Origin of the sequence: Natrinema saccharevitans (assembly GCF_001953745.1) — an archaeon.
In the GTDB taxonomy this organism is placed as follows: domain Archaea; phylum Halobacteriota; class Halobacteria; order Halobacteriales; family Natrialbaceae; genus Natrinema; species Natrinema saccharevitans.
Genome location: NZ_LWLN01000002.1, coordinates 406,192 through 421,898 on the forward strand (window position 1 = coordinate 406,192; position 15,707 = coordinate 421,898).

General features: G+C 63.8%; 14 protein-coding genes and 5 pseudogenes. 13 read left to right on the forward strand and 6 right to left on the reverse strand.

Going from position 1 to position 15,707, the window contains the following annotated elements; translation table 11 throughout:
* The first annotated feature begins 115 nt into the window (after positions 1-115).
* Positions 116-1,255, forward strand: a complete 1,140-nt coding sequence (locus A6E15_RS19415) for an acyl-CoA dehydrogenase family protein (RefSeq protein WP_076148749.1) — start codon at positions 116-118, stop codon at positions 1,253-1,255.
* Positions 1,256-1,858: 603 nt separating this feature from the next.
* Here A6E15_RS19415 and A6E15_RS19420 read toward each other — a convergent pair.
* Positions 1,859-3,055, reverse strand: a complete 1,197-nt coding sequence (locus A6E15_RS19420; protein ID WP_076148448.1) for a 3-hydroxyacyl-CoA dehydrogenase — start codon at positions 3,053-3,055, stop codon at positions 1,859-1,861.
* Between the two features lie 292 nt (positions 3,056-3,347).
* On the opposite strand from A6E15_RS19420, the gene A6E15_RS19425 reads away from it, so the two are divergent.
* The 3 genes and pseudogenes from A6E15_RS19425 (at position 3,348) to lpdA (ending at position 7,124) form a co-directional block, all read left to right on the forward strand.
* On the forward strand, positions 3,348-4,526 hold the full coding sequence (locus tag A6E15_RS19425; protein WP_076148450.1) for a CaiB/BaiF CoA transferase family protein: 1,179 nt from the start codon (positions 3,348-3,350) through the stop codon (positions 4,524-4,526).
* A 94-nt stretch (positions 4,527-4,620) separates the two neighbouring features.
* A pseudogene (locus tag A6E15_RS20175) lies at positions 4,621-5,321 on the forward strand (IS6 family transposase).
* A 399-nt stretch (positions 5,322-5,720) separates the two neighbouring features.
* On the forward strand, positions 5,721-7,124 hold the full coding sequence (gene lpdA / locus A6E15_RS19435; protein ID WP_076148451.1) for a dihydrolipoyl dehydrogenase: 1,404 nt from the start codon (positions 5,721-5,723) through the stop codon (positions 7,122-7,124).
* A gap of 24 nt (positions 7,125-7,148) precedes the next feature.
* Here lpdA and A6E15_RS19440 read toward each other — a convergent pair whose 3' ends face one another.
* Complete coding sequence (locus A6E15_RS19440; protein WP_084177405.1) at positions 7,149-8,363, reverse strand: zinc-binding dehydrogenase; 1,215 nt, start codon at positions 8,361-8,363, stop codon at positions 7,149-7,151.
* On the opposite strand from A6E15_RS19440, the gene A6E15_RS21605 reads away from it, so the two are divergent.
* A complete protein-coding gene (locus tag A6E15_RS21605) occupies positions 8,307-8,450 on the forward strand; it encodes a zinc-binding dehydrogenase (RefSeq protein WP_245800606.1) in 144 nt (47 codons plus the stop codon). The two genes, A6E15_RS19440 and A6E15_RS21605, sit on opposite strands and share 57 nt — an antisense overlap.
* 21 nt (positions 8,451-8,471) lie before the next feature.
* Here the strand turns inward: A6E15_RS21605 and A6E15_RS19455 are convergent, their stop codons facing one another.
* From A6E15_RS19455 to A6E15_RS19470, 4 genes and pseudogenes are all read right to left on the reverse strand, one after another.
* Positions 8,472-9,995 (reverse strand): class I adenylate-forming enzyme family protein, encoded by a 1,524-nt coding sequence (locus A6E15_RS19455; protein WP_076148453.1) that lies wholly within the window; start codon positions 9,993-9,995, stop codon positions 8,472-8,474.
* Positions 9,996-10,234: 239 nt separating this feature from the next.
* A complete protein-coding gene (locus A6E15_RS19460; protein WP_076148750.1) occupies positions 10,235-10,714 on the reverse strand; it encodes an acetoacetate decarboxylase family protein in 480 nt (159 codons plus the stop codon).
* A pseudogene (locus A6E15_RS21985) lies at positions 10,636-10,806 on the reverse strand (acetoacetate decarboxylase family protein); the annotation flags it as partial. The pseudogene A6E15_RS21985 and the gene A6E15_RS19460, both read right to left, overlap by 79 nt.
* A 16-nt stretch (positions 10,807-10,822) precedes the next feature.
* Positions 10,823-11,023, reverse strand: a complete 201-nt coding sequence (locus A6E15_RS19470) for an acetoacetate decarboxylase family protein (RefSeq protein ID WP_076148751.1) — start codon at positions 11,021-11,023, stop codon at positions 10,823-10,825.
* A 413-nt stretch (positions 11,024-11,436) separates the two neighbouring features.
* Between A6E15_RS19470 and A6E15_RS21990 the strand changes: the two are divergent.
* The 8 genes and pseudogenes from A6E15_RS21990 to A6E15_RS21830 form a co-directional block, all read left to right on the forward strand.
* Positions 11,437-11,838: pseudogene (locus A6E15_RS21990) on the forward strand (acyl-CoA dehydrogenase family protein); the annotation flags it as partial.
* A gap of 139 nt (positions 11,839-11,977) precedes the next feature.
* Positions 11,978-12,043: pseudogene (locus A6E15_RS21995) on the forward strand (hypothetical protein); the annotation flags it as partial.
* 215 nt (positions 12,044-12,258) lie between these two features.
* On the forward strand, positions 12,259-12,405 hold the full coding sequence (locus A6E15_RS22000; RefSeq protein ID WP_394329280.1) for an acyl-CoA dehydrogenase family protein: 147 nt from the start codon (positions 12,259-12,261) through the stop codon (positions 12,403-12,405).
* A 44-nt stretch (positions 12,406-12,449) separates the two neighbouring features.
* Positions 12,450-12,803: a hypothetical protein gene (locus tag A6E15_RS19480; protein WP_076148752.1), complete on the forward strand. Its 354-nt coding sequence runs from the start codon at positions 12,450-12,452 to the stop codon at positions 12,801-12,803.
* Positions 12,779-12,925, forward strand: a complete 147-nt coding sequence (locus A6E15_RS21175) for a hypothetical protein (protein WP_175607302.1) — start codon at positions 12,779-12,781, stop codon at positions 12,923-12,925. The genes A6E15_RS19480 and A6E15_RS21175 overlap by 25 nt, the downstream gene beginning before the upstream one ends.
* The gene (locus A6E15_RS21610) at positions 12,922-13,455 is read left to right on the forward strand and encodes a hypothetical protein (protein ID WP_245800668.1); all 534 of its coding nucleotides are present in this window, start codon (positions 12,922-12,924) and stop codon (positions 13,453-13,455) included. Before A6E15_RS21175 ends, A6E15_RS21610 begins: the two co-directional genes overlap by 4 nt.
* A gap of 26 nt (positions 13,456-13,481) precedes the next feature.
* Positions 13,482-13,952 (forward strand): phosphotransferase, encoded by a 471-nt coding sequence (locus tag A6E15_RS19485; protein ID WP_245800686.1) that lies wholly within the window; start codon positions 13,482-13,484, stop codon positions 13,950-13,952.
* 212 nt (positions 13,953-14,164) lie between these two features.
* Positions 14,165-15,707, forward strand: a pseudogene (locus A6E15_RS21830) (hydantoinase/oxoprolinase family protein); the annotation flags it as partial.

Consider the following 15,707-nt stretch of genomic DNA (forward strand, 5'->3'; position numbering starts at 1 on the left):
ACTGCGTCTCGGCGAACGACGAGATCAGTTCGTTTGCCGATACGCGGATACCATCGGTCAGCCACCGTCATCGAGCGATAGAAAGAACTAACCGTGACACAGCATACCTCAACGCATGGCCTCGCTTAGCGACGAGCAGCAGATGCTGCTCGAGACGGCGTCTGATCTCGCGGAAAACGAGTTCGCCGAGAAAGCGTACGAGTGGCAAGGCGAAACCCCCTGGGAGAACCTCGAAACGCTGGCGGAACACGGGTTCCTCGGGATCAACTTCGACGAAGAGTACGGCGGCGCGGGGATGTCCGAGTTCGAAGCGATGCTCCTCAACGAAGCGGTCGGTCGGGTCTGCCCGGACACGGCGTCGTTCCTGAACTCGCTGCATATGGTCGCTCCGCGCGCGATCGATATGTTCGGAACGCCCGAAGCGAAGGCGGCGTATCTCCCGCCGCTGACCGAGGGGAATGACTTCATCGCGATCTGTATCTCCGAACCGGAGGCCGGCTCCGACGTTCACTCGATGAACACGACGATCGAGGAACGCGACGGCGACCTCGTTCTCAACGGCGAGAAGACGTGGGTCTCACGCTTCGACGAGGCGTCGGCGGGCGTGACGTGGGTGAAGTTCCCCGACGGACTCGGCACCGTCATCGTCGACTTCGACGACCCCGGCGTCGAAGTGAGCAACCACTACACGAACATGGCCGGCCACGAACAGACCCACTACTACATGGAAGACGTCGTGATTCCGCCCGAAAACGTCCTCACCCGCGGCGAAGACGCCTTCAAAGAACAGCTGAAGGCCCTCAACTGGGAGCGACTCGCCGTCGCGTCGATCTCGAACACGTGGGCGCTGGCCGCGCTCGAACACGCGCTCGAGTACGCTCAGGATCGCGAACAGTTCGGGCAGCCGATTGCCGAGTTCCAGGGCCTCGAGTGGAAGTTGTCCGAGATGGTGACACACCTCGAGGCGTCTCGCGCGCTCACGTACCGGGCAGCCGAGGACGCAGTGGCACGGGGCCGCGTGCCCGATCCCCTACAGACCGGCGCGGCCAACCTCTTTTCGGGACAGACCGCCGAGACAGTCATCAGCGAAGCGCTCCAGATCTGCGGGGCGAACGGCTACCAGCAGGGGCACCCGCTCGAGTACCTGTACCGACTCCAGCGCGGCTGGCGGTTCGCCGGCGGGACCGACGAGGTACAGAAGAATACGATCGCCCGGTGGCTCAAACGCGGCGGTGCGCCGTCGCTGCTGAACTGACGGCGACTCGGCCGCGGACGAGGGTAGCCACCGAAAGTCAACGCACAGCCGATCGTATAACGGCTATGCGACCGGTGTGCAAATCGTTTCAGTGGCTACTATAGAACGGTATTCATGCGTCGTTCTGTAGCGGCGTATCGAGTGTCGATACGTTCCGCATTTCGGAATTCGCCTTTTCATCGACTCAGCTGGCGTTAAATCCGGCATTTATCGAATCTACGATCGATGACGAGGAGAGTATCGAGGAGTATTTACATCTATATGGTTGTAAAAACTGGGTCGTCTCGCACGCGCTGGGTCTTTGCCCCAGTGTCCAGTTCGGACGAACGGAACGAAGATATTCATGCGTGAATCCACCGCCGTGCGCTAGCAGCCGAACGTAGTGAGAGTATCGGCGAGATAAGGCGGTTTCTATATACGGAACAAAGTATCATACTACGCCCTCCAGTACGGGAAGTGGAGACGAGTTACTGTCGGTAGGCAGTGTAGTTGTATCCGGCGACCCTCATGTAGGGACGGAGACGGCACGCTCACCGAGAACTCCCGCGATCACGGCAGAAAACGGGAAACCAACCGACGGTCCTCGATCGCGATCGCAAGCGGTCAGTAGAACGTCTCGTCGTTCTTCGCCTTCTCGACGAGCAGGTCACACGGCAGCGTCTCGGCGAGTTTGTTCGTGTCCCCGTGGCGGCTGGCGACTTCGGTTAGCTTCTCGAGGACGACGTCGGTGCCAACTTCGTCTGCCTTCTCGAGCGGGCCGATCGGCCAATTCCCGCCGAGGCGGGCACCGGTGTCGACGTCCTCGACGCTGGCGACGTCGTTTTCGACCATTTTGGCGGCTTCGTTGATGATCGGTGCCCAGACGAGCAGCGTGTCGAAGCCCTGGCCCGCATCGACGGCGATCTGCGGCTCGTCGCGTTCGTCGTAGTCGTAGTAGCCGGCGTCGGCCTTTCGACCGTATCGCCCCTTGTCGTAGAGCTGATGGAGGATCGGGCAGACCTCCGTGTCGTAGGACATCGGCCGATCGTCCTCGAGGTGGTCCTGTTCGCCCTCGACCCGGAGCTGGATGCCGCCCGTATAGTCGGCGAGTTCGAACGGCCCCATGGGGAATCCCTCCGCGTACTTCATCGCGGAGTCGATCTCCTCGATCGAGTGTTCGCCTCGATAGACCATCCAGGCCGGCCCCTCGCCGTACGGGCGCATCAGCCGGTTGACGATGAACGAGGGGATATCGATCTTGCACCGAATCGGCGTCTTATCGAACGAGTCGACGAGCGCCTCGGCGGTGTCGGCCACGCCGTCGGGCGTGTGTTCGGTCATGATCACTTCGACCAGTTCCATCAGCATCGGCGGGTTGAACCAGTGGGTCCCGACGACCTGCTCGGGGCGGTCCGTCGTCTCGGCGAGCCTGGTAATGTTGAGCCCGGACGTGTTCGTCGCGAGGATTGCGTCCTCGGGAGCCGTCTCGTCGAGGTTCTCGAAGACGTCCTCCTTGACCGATTGCTGCTCGACCGCCGCCTCGGTGACGAACTCCGCGTCGCCGACCGCCTCCTCGAGGTCGGTCGTAAAGGAGAGGCGCTCGAGCGCGTCGTCGATCTCCGACTCGGCCGCGGCCCCGTTCTCGACGGACTTCTCGTACGACCACTCGATCTGTTCTCTCGCTTCCTCGAGTTGTGATTCGTCGATATCGTTGATGTACGCCTCGTAGCCGGCCAGCGCGGCCACGGCACCGATGCCGCGACCCATCTGTCCGCTACCGATCACTGCGACGGTCTCGATATCGTTGATACCTACCACCATACCCGTGAAATCTCAAACGACGCTCAAAAATGTACCGTTCGAACCGGAATCCGGCGGGACGTATCGTGGTCCAATGTCGGGTCGAGAGCGGGACCGCCGTATCCGACAAGAATATGTGTGTCGACGAGTGAAATCGCATCAGTATGTTCGATTGTAGCAAGCGGACTCGCTACCCCGTTCGAGCGGGACCTTCGTTCCTTCGTGCGAAACCGTCGACGGTCGCTCAGACCGTGGGTACCCGCACGGACGCTACGCCGTCCGGCCAAAAGCGACCACCGAAACGGGGGCACCGATGCTCGCGTTAGATGATATCACCGTTCTCAGCCTCGAGAGCGGCGTGAGTGCGCCGCTGTGTACCCGGATGCTCGGCGATTTCGGCGCCGAAGTGATCAAGGTCGAACGTCCCGACGTCGGCGACGTCAACCGACACTGGGACTCGGCCGTCTACGGGGACTCGTCGGCCCACGTCTGGGTCGACCGAAACAAGCTCAGCATCGAGTTGGATCTCAAGTCCGACGACGGATCGAAGATATTCTCCGAACTCGCCGCCGAAGCGGACATCGTCGTCCAAAACTACGCGCCGGGCGTCGTCGAGCGGCTCGGGGTCGATTACGACTCCGTCTCGGAGATCAACGAGAATGTGATCTATCTGAACATCTCCGGATACGGTCGAACCGGCCCGTACAGCGACAGAAAAGCGTACGATCTCGTCATGCAGGGCGAATCCGGCGCGATTCTCCTGAACGGGTCGCCCGACGAACCGGCGAAAATCCCGATCAGTATCTGCGATATCAACGCCGCGACCTACGGGACGATCGCCACGCTGCTTTCGCTGTTCCATCGCGAACGGACGGGCAACGGCGACGAAATCGACGTCACGATGTTCGGGGGCATGCTCTCCTGGATGGGCTATTTCCCACACAAGTACTGGCACAACGACGAACTCCCCGAGCGAATGGGGACGCGTCATCACCTGATCACACCGTACGGCCCGTACGAAACGGCCGACGACCAGTACGTCAATTTCGCAATCCTCAGCGAGGCCCACTGGAAGGAGTTCTGCGTCGATATCATCGACCGTCCCGCCCTCCTCACGGATGACCGCTTCGAGACGAACGAGGACAGGATCGACAACAGGGACGTACTCGAGTCCACGATCGAATCGGTCATCGAAAGCGAGCCCCGTGATCACTGGGCCGATCTCCTCTCCGAAAGCAGCATTCCGTGGGGCGACGTCAACGAACTCGACGACGTACTCGATCACCCCCAGACGGAACACCTCGACCTCGTGAAAGAACTCGAAACCGACGACGGTCCCGTCCCGTACGTCGACAACCCGATCTCGTTCGGCGACCTCGAGACGACAACCGATCGGATGCCGGACCTCGGCGAACACACGAACGACATCCTCGAGGCGATCGGGTACACCAGCGAGCAGATAGACGAGTTGCACGCGAAAGACGTCGTGTAGAGCGACGGATTACGTCGGGTTCATTTCGCCGATTCAGGCACCGTCTACTTAGCGCAGTTTGAGGAACGAGCAGATCGTAGAGTGAGTTTGGACTATGCTTGCAGACCTGCTCAGCGAGTGCTACGCGGCGGAATTTGATGAATATCGGGAGCGTGAGCGAACGGCGACGCCCATCAGAGCGTTCGCCGTCCGACTCCACGCGACCGGTTGTTCACTTCGATAGACACAAGCAATTCTTCGTTCACTCGGTATCGAACGTTCTCATTAAGCGATCTAGCAGTAAATATATTGGCTGGATGATAGCATGACAGACCCGCCGACCGCTTCGCCGTCGCGGGTCGCGGTTGACGAAACCGCTGTCAGTATTAACGGTGATCGATCTGGACGGATACTGCAATAGACCTGGCACGAAACTCCTTCTTGATCTCGCACTCTTCGGACGGCAGGCACCGATCCAACTGCTGCGTTTCTGCATGGACTCGCCGGGAAACACGATCTCTCCGAGGCTGCGTTCTCGTCGATGGTGCTGGCTATCTGACTGCCGTCTCTCGTTTCGGATTAAACGGTCACCTCGACTACGTTGCTCGAAACCAGATCGAAAAGTGGTTTCATACCCTCAAAATGCGGGTTGACCGCTTCGATAATTCATGGGTGGGCAGTCGGGCGGCCGTCAGAGAGTTACTTGAACAGTTTGTACACTACTATAACACGCAGCGACCGCACCAGCCACTCAACGGACAGACGCCAACAGAGGTGCTAAACTATAGTAGCCACTGGAAGTCATTGCACACCTGATCGCGCGATGTCGTCACGATCAGTGTGTAAATCGTTTCAGTGGCTACTATAGACAGTGCCTTCTAATCGACGAGTCGGACCACCGTGTCCGGAACCCGTCCCGGGTTCCGTCGTCTCCGTCGTCGCGTTTCGAGTTCGGTTACTTTCGGTGTCCAACGACGATAGTTGGGTTTTGATCGGAATCGCCCTTCTCGACCGAATGAAATAACGGACTAAGGTCGTTATATTCGGGAGTGTCAATTCGAGTACCAAAATCAACGGAAAGTAATACTCAAAAGAGTTTATTTGGCGAGAGCCGGTCAGACGGAGAACGACGTCGGCCCGAATAGGCGACAGCGAAGCGGCCCTTCGAACCCGGCGATCACAAACCACTATAAGCGATTCGAACGATTCCCGCGTATGGTAGCGACTGACGTTCTCGTGATAGGCGGTGGACCGGGCGGCTACAGCGCTGCGATTCGCGCCGCTCAACGCGACTGCCACGTCACGCTCGTCGACCGCGACGGGATCGGCGGGACCTGTCTCAACAACGGCTGTATCCCCTCGAAGGCGCTGCTGACCGCATCGAACCTCGTCACCGAATTCGAGTCGGCCTCTCGGATGGGGATCTACGCCGAGCCGTTCGTCGAGGTCGGCGAGATGATCAGCTGGAAAAACGAGGTCGTCGACCAGCTCACGGGCGGCGTCGAAACGCTCTGTAAGGCGAACGGCGTTACCCTGCGAGAGGGAACGGCGCGTTTTATGGGCGACCACACCGCCGAAATCACCTCGGGGGACGGGTCCCCCACCGAACTCGAGTTCGAAAACGCGATCGTCGCGACCGGGAGTCGACCGATGGAACTCCCGGAATTCCCGTTCGACGCCGATCCGATTCTGAACTCCCGGCAGGCGCTGGCGCTCGAGACGGCGCCGCGTTCGCTGGTCGTCGTCGGGGCGGGCTACATCGGGACGGAACTCGCGACGGTGTTCGCGAAGCTCGGGACGGACGTGACGGTCATCGAGATGGAAGACGACGTGTTACCGGGGTACGAATCGGATCTCACTCGGCCCGTCAAGGAGCGGGCCGAGTCGGTGGGCGTCGACTTCCGGTTCGGTCAGGTCGCGGCCGACTGGACTCGAGCGGACGACGGGACCGTCACCCTCTCGACTGACGGGACGAACGGGAACAGTCTCGAAATGACCGCCGAGAAGTTCCTCGTCGCGATCGGTCGGGAGCCAGTCTCCGATACGCTCGACCTCGAGTCGGTCGGCGTGGCGCCGACCGATGGCGGGTTCCTCGAGACCGACGATCGGATGCGGACGAGTCGCGATCACGTCTTCGCGGTCGGTGACGTGGCCGGCGAACCGATGCTCGCACACGAGGCGATCGCCGAAGGACTCGTCGCCGCGGAGGTCGCGTCGGGCGGCGACGCCGCGCTTCGCGACGCCGCGATCCCGACGGCGGTGTTCGTGGATCCGGAAATCGCGACCGTCGGACTGACGGAAGCGGAAGCGCGCGACGCCGGCCACTCACCGGTCGTCGGTGAGTTCTCGTTCGACGCCAGCGGCCGAGCGCTCACGCTGTCGGAGACGGACGGGTTCGTCCGCGTCGTCGCCGGAGAGGACGGCGGCCGACTCCTCGGCGCACAGATCGCGGGTCCGGAGGCGTCCGAGTTGATCGGCGAACTCGGACTGGCGGTCGAGACGGGACTGACGCTCGAGGACGTCGCCGGCACCGTCCACATGCACCCGACGCTCTCGGAGGCGGTCATGGAGGCCTGCGAGAACGCGCTCGGACGGGCGATACACACGCTGAACCGGTGACCGACGGCGCGACCGCGACTCGCATCAGGGCTCGACGAGTACTTTGATACGATCGCTGTCGGGATCGCGAAGCTGCTCGAACGCCGATTCGGTCTCCTCGAGCGAAACGGTTCCGGAGATCATCGGTTCGGGATCGATGCGCCCGTCGGCCACGTAGTCCAGCGCGGTCGCGAACTCCGACCGCGAGGCGAGCGGGCCGCCCTGGAACCCGAACGAGCCGACGAGTTCCCGCTCCGCCTGCATGACGTCGTTGGGGTGGATCGGGACCTCCTCCTCGAAAACGCTGAGGACGACGACCCGTTCCCCGTACGCGGTACTCCGGAGCGCGTCCGTGAGCGTCGCGGCCGTTCCGGCACACTCGAACGAGACGTCCACGCGGTCAGTGTCCCGTTGAATCTCCTCGACGGCGTCGACGGCAGTCGGGTCGATGACGACGTCGGCTCCGAGCGCCGCCGCGGCCTCTCGACGGGCCGCTCGCGGTTCGCTGACGTAGATCTCACGGGCACCGGCCGCGGCAGCGCCGGCGACGACGCCGAGACCGATCGGACCGGCGCCGAACACCGCGACGCGATCGGTCGGCTCAAGGCCCGATCGGCGAACGCCTCGAAGCGAGACGCCGAGGGGTTCCGCGAGCGCAGCGTGGCGAAGCGACACCTCGTCCGGAACGGGAACCGCCATCGAAGACGGGACAACGATCCGATCCGCGAATCCCCGGCTGGCGACGACGCCGCCGTCCCCCTGCTCGCAGAGGTGGTACTTGCCGTCCGCACAGTAGCGGCAGTCGTGGCAGGCAGTGACCATATTCAACGTGATCCGATCGCCGACGCGAACGTCGTCGACGTTCGCGCCCGGCATCTTCCGGATCTCCTCGACCTCCGCGAAGACCGTCTCCGTGAGTCGGTTCCGCGGAACGACGCGATTGACCATTCCCAACTCCGCCGCTCGCTGCGCGTCGACAACCTTGCCGGAGAGCAGCAGTTCCGTCGCCTCGTGGAGGTTCGTGACGAAGGGGTAGACCAGCGTCGGCGGGACCCCGGCCATCCGCAATCCCGGGTAGCCGAACGACGATTCCTCGGTCGCGATCACGAGGTCGGACGCCATCGCCAGATCGCTTCCGCCGGCGAGACAGTAGCCGTCGACCGCCGCGATCACCGGTTTATCACACTCCCAGACTGCGTGGACGTGATCGGTCGCGGCGTCGAACTCGTCGAAAACGGAACCCTCGAGCCGGTCGTCCACGAGCGATACTCGCTCGCGGAAGCCGATCGGGCGTTCGCCGACATGGCGGATCGCAACGCAGTCGGGAAGCTCGTCGTGGAGCCCTGATCGGCGGTCCGCGAGCGGGGGTCAGGCGAGTTCGTTCTTCAGCACCTTGCCGGTGGGATTCCGCGGTAGCTCGTCTCTGAACTCGACCTCGCGGGGCTTCTTGAATCCGGCCAGGTTCGCCCCGACGTGGTCGACGACGTCGTCCTCGGACAGCGCGGCTCCGTCTTCGGGAACGACGACGGCTTTCACCCGTTCGCCCCACTGGTCGTCGGGGACGCCGACGACCGCGACCTCGTCTACCCCCTCGAGGTCGTGGAGTACCTCCTCGATCTCCGCGGGATGGACGTTCTCGCCGCCGGTGATGATCATGTCGTCGGCCCGGCCGACGAAGTAGACGAAGCCGTCCTCGTCCATCCGGACGAGATCGTCGGAGACGAACCAATCGTCGTCGAACACCTCGGTCGTCTGCTCCGGCATGCCGTAGTACTCTTTGAACACCGTCGGACCGCGGTAGGCGATCCGTCCCGCCTCGCCGGTCTCGACCTCGTTGCCGGCCTCGTCGACGACCTTGACTTCGACGTTGATGATCGGTCGCCCCACGCTGTCGGGCTTCTCGAGCGCGTTCTCCGGGCGCAGCATCGTCGTCGACGGCGAGAGTTCGGTCTGACCGAAGACGTCGTAGAGGTTACAGTCGAAGGTCTCGATGATCGCCTCCTTGAGAGAGCGCTCCGAGGGCGCCGCGCCGGTCATGTAGTGTTCGAACGACGAGAGGTCGTAGGACTCGGGGTCGGCCGACAGCACCGCACGGCTCATCATCGGGACCATGAACGTCGCCGTCACGGACTCGTCCTCGAGGACCGAGAGGACCGACGCCGGTTCGAAGTCGTCGACCAGAATCGTCGTCCCGCCGACGTAGAACGACATCATGAACAACCCGAACGCGGCGATGTGGAACAGCGGCGTCACCACCATGAACCGGGCGTCGCGGGAGAGGTTCACCTCGTAGAGGGAGTTCTCCGCTGCCTGAACGACGTTATCGTGCGTGAGGACACAGCCCTTCGGCTTGCCGGTCGTCCCGCTCGTGTACATGATGGCCGCCTCGTCGGCCCTGGCGGGGACGACGTCGACGGGATCGGCCGACGCGTCGTCCCGTACCGTCTCGTAGTCGGTCGCGAACGCCGGTGTCGACTCACCGACGTGCAGGTACTCCTCGACCGGCGAATCGAACTCGTCGTGGACGCCGGCGATCGTCTCGCGGCCGGCCTCGTCGAAGATACACAGCGCCGCGTCGCTGTCCTCGAGAACGTAGTTCACCTCGCCGGCTTTGAACCGATGATTGATCGGTACCGGCAAGGCACCGAGCTTCATCGTCGCGAGATAGCTCTCGATCGTCTCGATTCGGTTCCCCGTGTACGTCGCGACCGTCGCTCCCGCTTCGATACCCCGTTCCGCGAGCGCGTTCGCCAGTTGATCTACCCTGCGGTTGAGTTCCTCGAAGGTCTCCGCCTCGGTTCGCTCACCGTCCGCTCGTTGAACGACGGCGTCGCCGTCCGGCTGCGTACGCGCGTTCCGTTCCGCGAGGTAGCCGACTGTGAGTCCGTCCATATAGTGTTTGATGATAACATAACTCAAAAAGTTATGGCTCGGTGCGGTGGATCGGCGAGGTGTCCTCGCCGGTGCGTTCGCGCTCGGAGCGCTTCGAGATCGGTCTCCAGATCGTGGAGGATCGGATCTCGGTTCGAGCGATCTCGTGGTCGATCAACACAGCGCAGTCAGGACAGTGGAATCGCCGGACAAGGACGGAGCCACCGCAGACGACCCGGACAGCGGCCAACACTGTGGGCTCAGTCGGACAGATTGTCCAACTCGAGCCAGTCGTTGCTGCGTCCGGCCCCGAAGGCGTACGGGAGGAACGATTCGGGGTCGACGGTGGTCACGTTCTCCTGTGTCGTGCGCAAGTCCGCTTCGGTGTACGACGCGCCGAGGACTTCCGCTATTTCGAGGTCACTGAGCGGGCCGTTCGGGCCCTCGCCCAGCGAAAGCGATCCGGTACCGGACTCGTACGCGGCGAGATCGCTGTCCAACGTGACCCGCACCAGCGTCGGGTCGAACTGGAACCCCCGCCCGGTCCGCGTCGGGAAGTGCCTTGTAGTGATAGACCGTCTGCGACGTCGGTTCGGGTTCCCGTTTCGCGTCGATAGTCGCGTCGATCTCGATGAGCGACTCGCCTCGACGGGCTCACTCGCCCGCGCACCTCGTCGCCGGTGCGCTCGAGCGAGATGGTAGCTTTCGTCTTCGGTTCGCCGAACAGCTCTCGGCCCCACGCGATCGCTTCCTCCGTCGACATCGGCATGGTTACGCAGTACTCTCCGACGTGGCCGTCGTGCTGCGCACGGACGTAGACGCCGCCGCCGCGGAACGAGCCGACGCAGTTACTGGCGTCCGACGTCGACGACGTCGGCTCGCATCACCGGGTCCTCGATCGGTTCCAGACCGGGCGGGAGAATCCGCTCGACAGTCGACTCGCGAGTGCGAAACCTGATCGCCACCTGCTTCGCGTCGTAGAATCGGTTCTCCGCCATCCGTTCTTGAATCGCTTCGATCTCGTCTCTCGACCGAACGAGTCCGGACATGGTCCGTGGTCACCGTCCCGGATATTAACGGTTCGCCTCGGGGGGACGCCGTCGAGTCCGAACGCGTCCGTCGACCGGTTCGCGGGCGACCGAACGGGACCGCTGTCCCACCCGAACGCTAATGTATCAGCTCCGAATGTCACTATGTATGGATTTCGGGATCCCGGAGCCGCTCCAGCAGTTGCTCGACGAACTCGACGCGTTCATCGAAGCGGAGATCGAACCCCTCCAGCGGGAACACGACCGGTTCTTCGATCATCGACGCGAGGACGCGCGGACGAACTGGGAGGACGGTACGCCGACGGCCGAGTGGGAGGCGTTGCTCGAGGAGATGCGCCGACGCGCCGACGAAGCCGGTTCTACCGGTACATGCTTCCGAGGAGTACGGCGGCCGGGACGGGAGCAACCTCGGAATGGCGGTGATTCGGGAACACCTCGCCAGCAAGGGCGTCGGCCTGCACAAACGTCTTGCAGCAGGAGCCGCCGTCGTCGGCAACTTCAACGTCGCCGAGTTGGTACTCGAGTTCGGGAGCGAAGAGCGAAAAGAGCGCCACCTCGAGGACCTCATCGAGGGCGAGACCACCGCCGCGTTCGGCCTGTCCGAACCCGAACACGGCAGCGACGCGACGCACATGGACACCACGGCCGAGAAAGCGGGCGACGAGTGGGTGATCAACGGCGCCAAGCGCTGGAACAGCGGGATGCACACCGCCGACTACGACGTCATCTTCGCTCGGACCGACGGCGAGGACGGCGACCACGAAGGGATCACCGCGTTCTGGGTGCCGACGGACGCGGACGGGGTCGACGTCGAGTACTTCCACTGGACGTTCAACATGCCGACCGACCACGCCGAGGTGACCCTCGACGACGTTCGCGTTCCCGACGACGCGATCCTCGGCGAGGAAGGGAAAGGGGCTCCAGCAGGCGTCGTACTTCGTCCACGAGGGCCGCATCAGGCAGGCCGCCTCGAGCGTCGGGGCCGCCCAGTACTGTATCGACGAGGCGGTCGAGTTCGCGAAGGACCGCCACACCTGGGACGAACCGCTCGCGAAGCGACAGGGGATCCAGTTCCCGCTTCGCCGACCTGCACACGGAGGCCGAGCTGGTTCGAAACCTGGTGTACAAGACGGCGTGGCAACTCGACGAGGGCAGTCAACAGAGTGTCAGCGACAAGGTCTCGATGGCGAACTACCGCCGCGAACCTGCTGGCGTGTGACGCCGCCGACCGGGCGATGCAGGTCCACGGCGGACAGGGGTACACGCGCCACAAGCCGTTCGAACACGTCTACCGTCACCACCGGCGCTACCGTATCACCGAGGGATCGGAGGAGATCCAGAAGCGCAACGTCGCCGGGCACCTGTTCGACTACCTCGGGTAGGGGTGACCCGCAGTTTTTGTAACGATACCGTACTATACCAAGGTATGCCATACCTCGATCCGGAGCTGATACTGGACCGGTTCGCGGCGTTCACCCGCGAGGAAGTCCGACCCGCCGTCACCGACGACGAGTTCGTCCACGCACAGGTCGGCTCGATGGCGTCGACGCTCCAGTTCTTGGCCGGCGACGTCGGTGGGCGGGAGGCCGCCGTTCGAGTACAGCGCCGAACCCTCCGCGAGAGGCCTGACCGAACTCGAGTCGGCACTCGATCGACACGACGTCGGCTCGTCGGCAGTGCGAACTGCCGGTCGACGACGCTCGGAGCGACCTCGAGACCGCAGACGGACCGACGAGAGACGTCGAGGAGACGCTGGTGGCCGTCGCGGACGACGTCCTGACGACGATCGACGCGGAGTTAGACGGGGACGCTGCGGCGGTTGCCCGGCGACCGCTGTACGACTTCCTCCGAACGCGCGTCGACGAGCAGCTCCGACTACTCCGGCCGGAGGACGACGAATGACGGACTTTTCGTCCGACGCGCTCTCGACGTATCTCTCCGGGACACTCGGCGACGGGGGCGTGACCGTCGACGACGTCGTCGCCCACACCGAGGGATGGTCTCGAGACACGGTGTCGTTCACGGCTCGCTATCGCGAGGGAGGCGACGAGGTGACCGAACGGCTCGTCCTGCGAGCCGAGAACGAACTCCAGCACGACATCGACGACGAGTCGCTGCCCGGCAACGACATTCGGACGGAGTACGAGACGGTCGCGGCGGCGCAAGACGCACCCGTTCCGGGTCCCGCGGGTTCGCTGGTTCGACGAGACCGGCGGGCCGTTCGGACGCGGCCTCTTCGTCATGGATCACCTCGAGGGGGAGCCGCCGATCACGTGGGAATCCGCGCGACCGGCAGGACTTGTACGACGCGTGGGACTCGGACGACCGACGCCCTTCCGAACCGGTTCGTCGACGCCGCCGCGGGCGTCCATTCGATCGACGGCGCGGCCGATTCCGGGGATCGAAGACGTCCCGCCCGACGAGGTCCGTAACTCGCGAGATCGACCGCTGGGAGGAACTGTACCGGAGCGCCGAACTGAAGCGGGAGCCGGCGGTCGAGGAGGCGATCCGCTGGTTCCGCGCGAACGCGCCGACGGTTCCCGAAACGACGCTGGTCCACGGCGACTTCCGGATCGGCAACGCCCTCATCGACGGCGATCGGATCACCGGGCTGCTCGACTGGGAGTTCGCCCGCGTCGGCGATCCCCTGTTCGACCTCGGCTACGCGAGTACGCGGTACTTCGCCGGAAAACTCGTCGAGCCGATCGAGCGGCCCGAACTGGCCTGTTCGCTGCTCGAGCGGGAGTGGTTCTACGACGAGTACGAGCGCCGGACGGGACGGACCGTCGACCGCGAGCGCGTCCGCTACTGGCAGGCGTTCTCGGCGTTCGTCATGCTCACCATCTGCTGCTGGGGTGCCAGTCAGTACGAGACCGGCTCGAGCGACGACGTCCGCAACGCCTGGTTCCAGTACCCCGTCCCGGGCTGATCGAGGACCTGCTCGCCATCATCGAGGACGACCGTCTCTGAGAGACCGAGACTCGACCCCTCGGAGAACCGCCCCGTTCCGAAGCGACCGCTCCGCCGGTACTCCTCGTCCCGTACAGCCCTCGCCGCTGTAGCCCATTGATAACAGTTACCACAACATATATTGGACCGGCTGTGGACACCGGAGACGAACAGTACATGTATACGCTTGGCATGGACATCGGCGGGACCTTCACGGACTTCACGCTGGTCGATCGGGAGTCCGGCGACGTCACCGTCGACAAGGAGCCGACGACGCCGGCCAATCCAGCGGAGGGGGCGCTGACCGGTGCCCACCGGATCCTCGAGGAGAACGGCGTCGCGTTCGGAGAGTTGGACACCGTTATTCACGGAACGACGTTGGTCTCGAACACGCTCATCGAAGGGACCGGCGCGACGACGGGACTGTTGACGACCGACGGGATCCGCGATACGCTCGAGTTGCGGCGCGGATCGCGGTACGACATGTTCGACTGGGAGATGGAGTACCCCGATCCGCTGGTCCCCCGCCAGCGCCGGCTCGAACTGAACGAGCGGCTGAACGACGCGGGGGAAGTCGTCGAACCGCTCGACCGCGAGGAAGTCCGCGAGCGGACCCGAACGCTGGTCGAGGACCACGACGTCGACTCCGTCGCCGTCTCGCTGCTCCACTCCTACGAATCGGACGAACACGAACGGATCGTGGCGGACGTCATCGCGGAGGAATACCCCGACCTGAACGTCTCGCTGTCCTCGGCGGTCGTCCCGGTCATCAGGGAGTACGAGCGGACGTCGACCACCGTCATCAACGCCTACGTCGCGCCCGTCGTGGCGGACTACCTCGAGTTCCTCCGCTCGGAGCTGGAATCGGAGGGGTTCGCGGGCGAGGTCTACATGATGACCTCGTCGGGCGTATCGTCGACGTTCGAACGGCGAAGGCGGAGCCGATTCGGCTCGTCGAGTCCGGGCCGGCGGCGGGCGTCCTCGCCTCGCGCATCTTCGGCGAGAACCACGGCAACGACGACGTGTTCTCGTTCGACATGGGCGGCACCACTGCGAAGGCTCGATCGTCGAAGACGGCGACGTGCGGATGAAATACGAGGCCGACGTCGCTCGCGTCCACCGGTTCAAAGAAGGCAGCGGCTACGACCTCGTCTCGCCGCTGATCGACCTGACCGAGATCGGCGCCGGCGGCGGCTCGATCGCCGCCGTGAACGACGTCGGACTCATCGAAGTCGGTCCGGAATCGTCCGGATCCGACCCCGGCCCGATCTGTTACAACAGGGGCGGTGAGGATCCGACGTGACGGACGCGTCGCTCCTGCTCGGCTACCTCAACCCGGAGAACTTCTACGGCGGACGGATGGACCTGGCCGCGGAGAAGACCCGCTCGATCTTCGAGGAACGCCTCGCCGACCCGCTCGGCGTCTCCGTCACGGAGGCGGCGTGGCGGGTGTTCGAGGTCGTCAACGAGAACATGGCGACGGCGTTCCGGCGATACGCCGCCTCCCGCGGGCTCGATACGCGCGGGCTCTCGATGACCGCGCTCGCGTGCGGGGCCCTCGCACGCGTTCCGGGTCGCCCGCAAACTCGACATCGACGAGGTCGTCTGCCCGTACGGCGCGGGCGTCGGCTCCTCGATCGGACTCACCGAAGCGCCGCGCATGTACGAGGCCAGTTCGACCAGCCAGGCCGTCCTCGAGACGCTGTCTACCGACGACTTCCGGCGACAGTTCGAC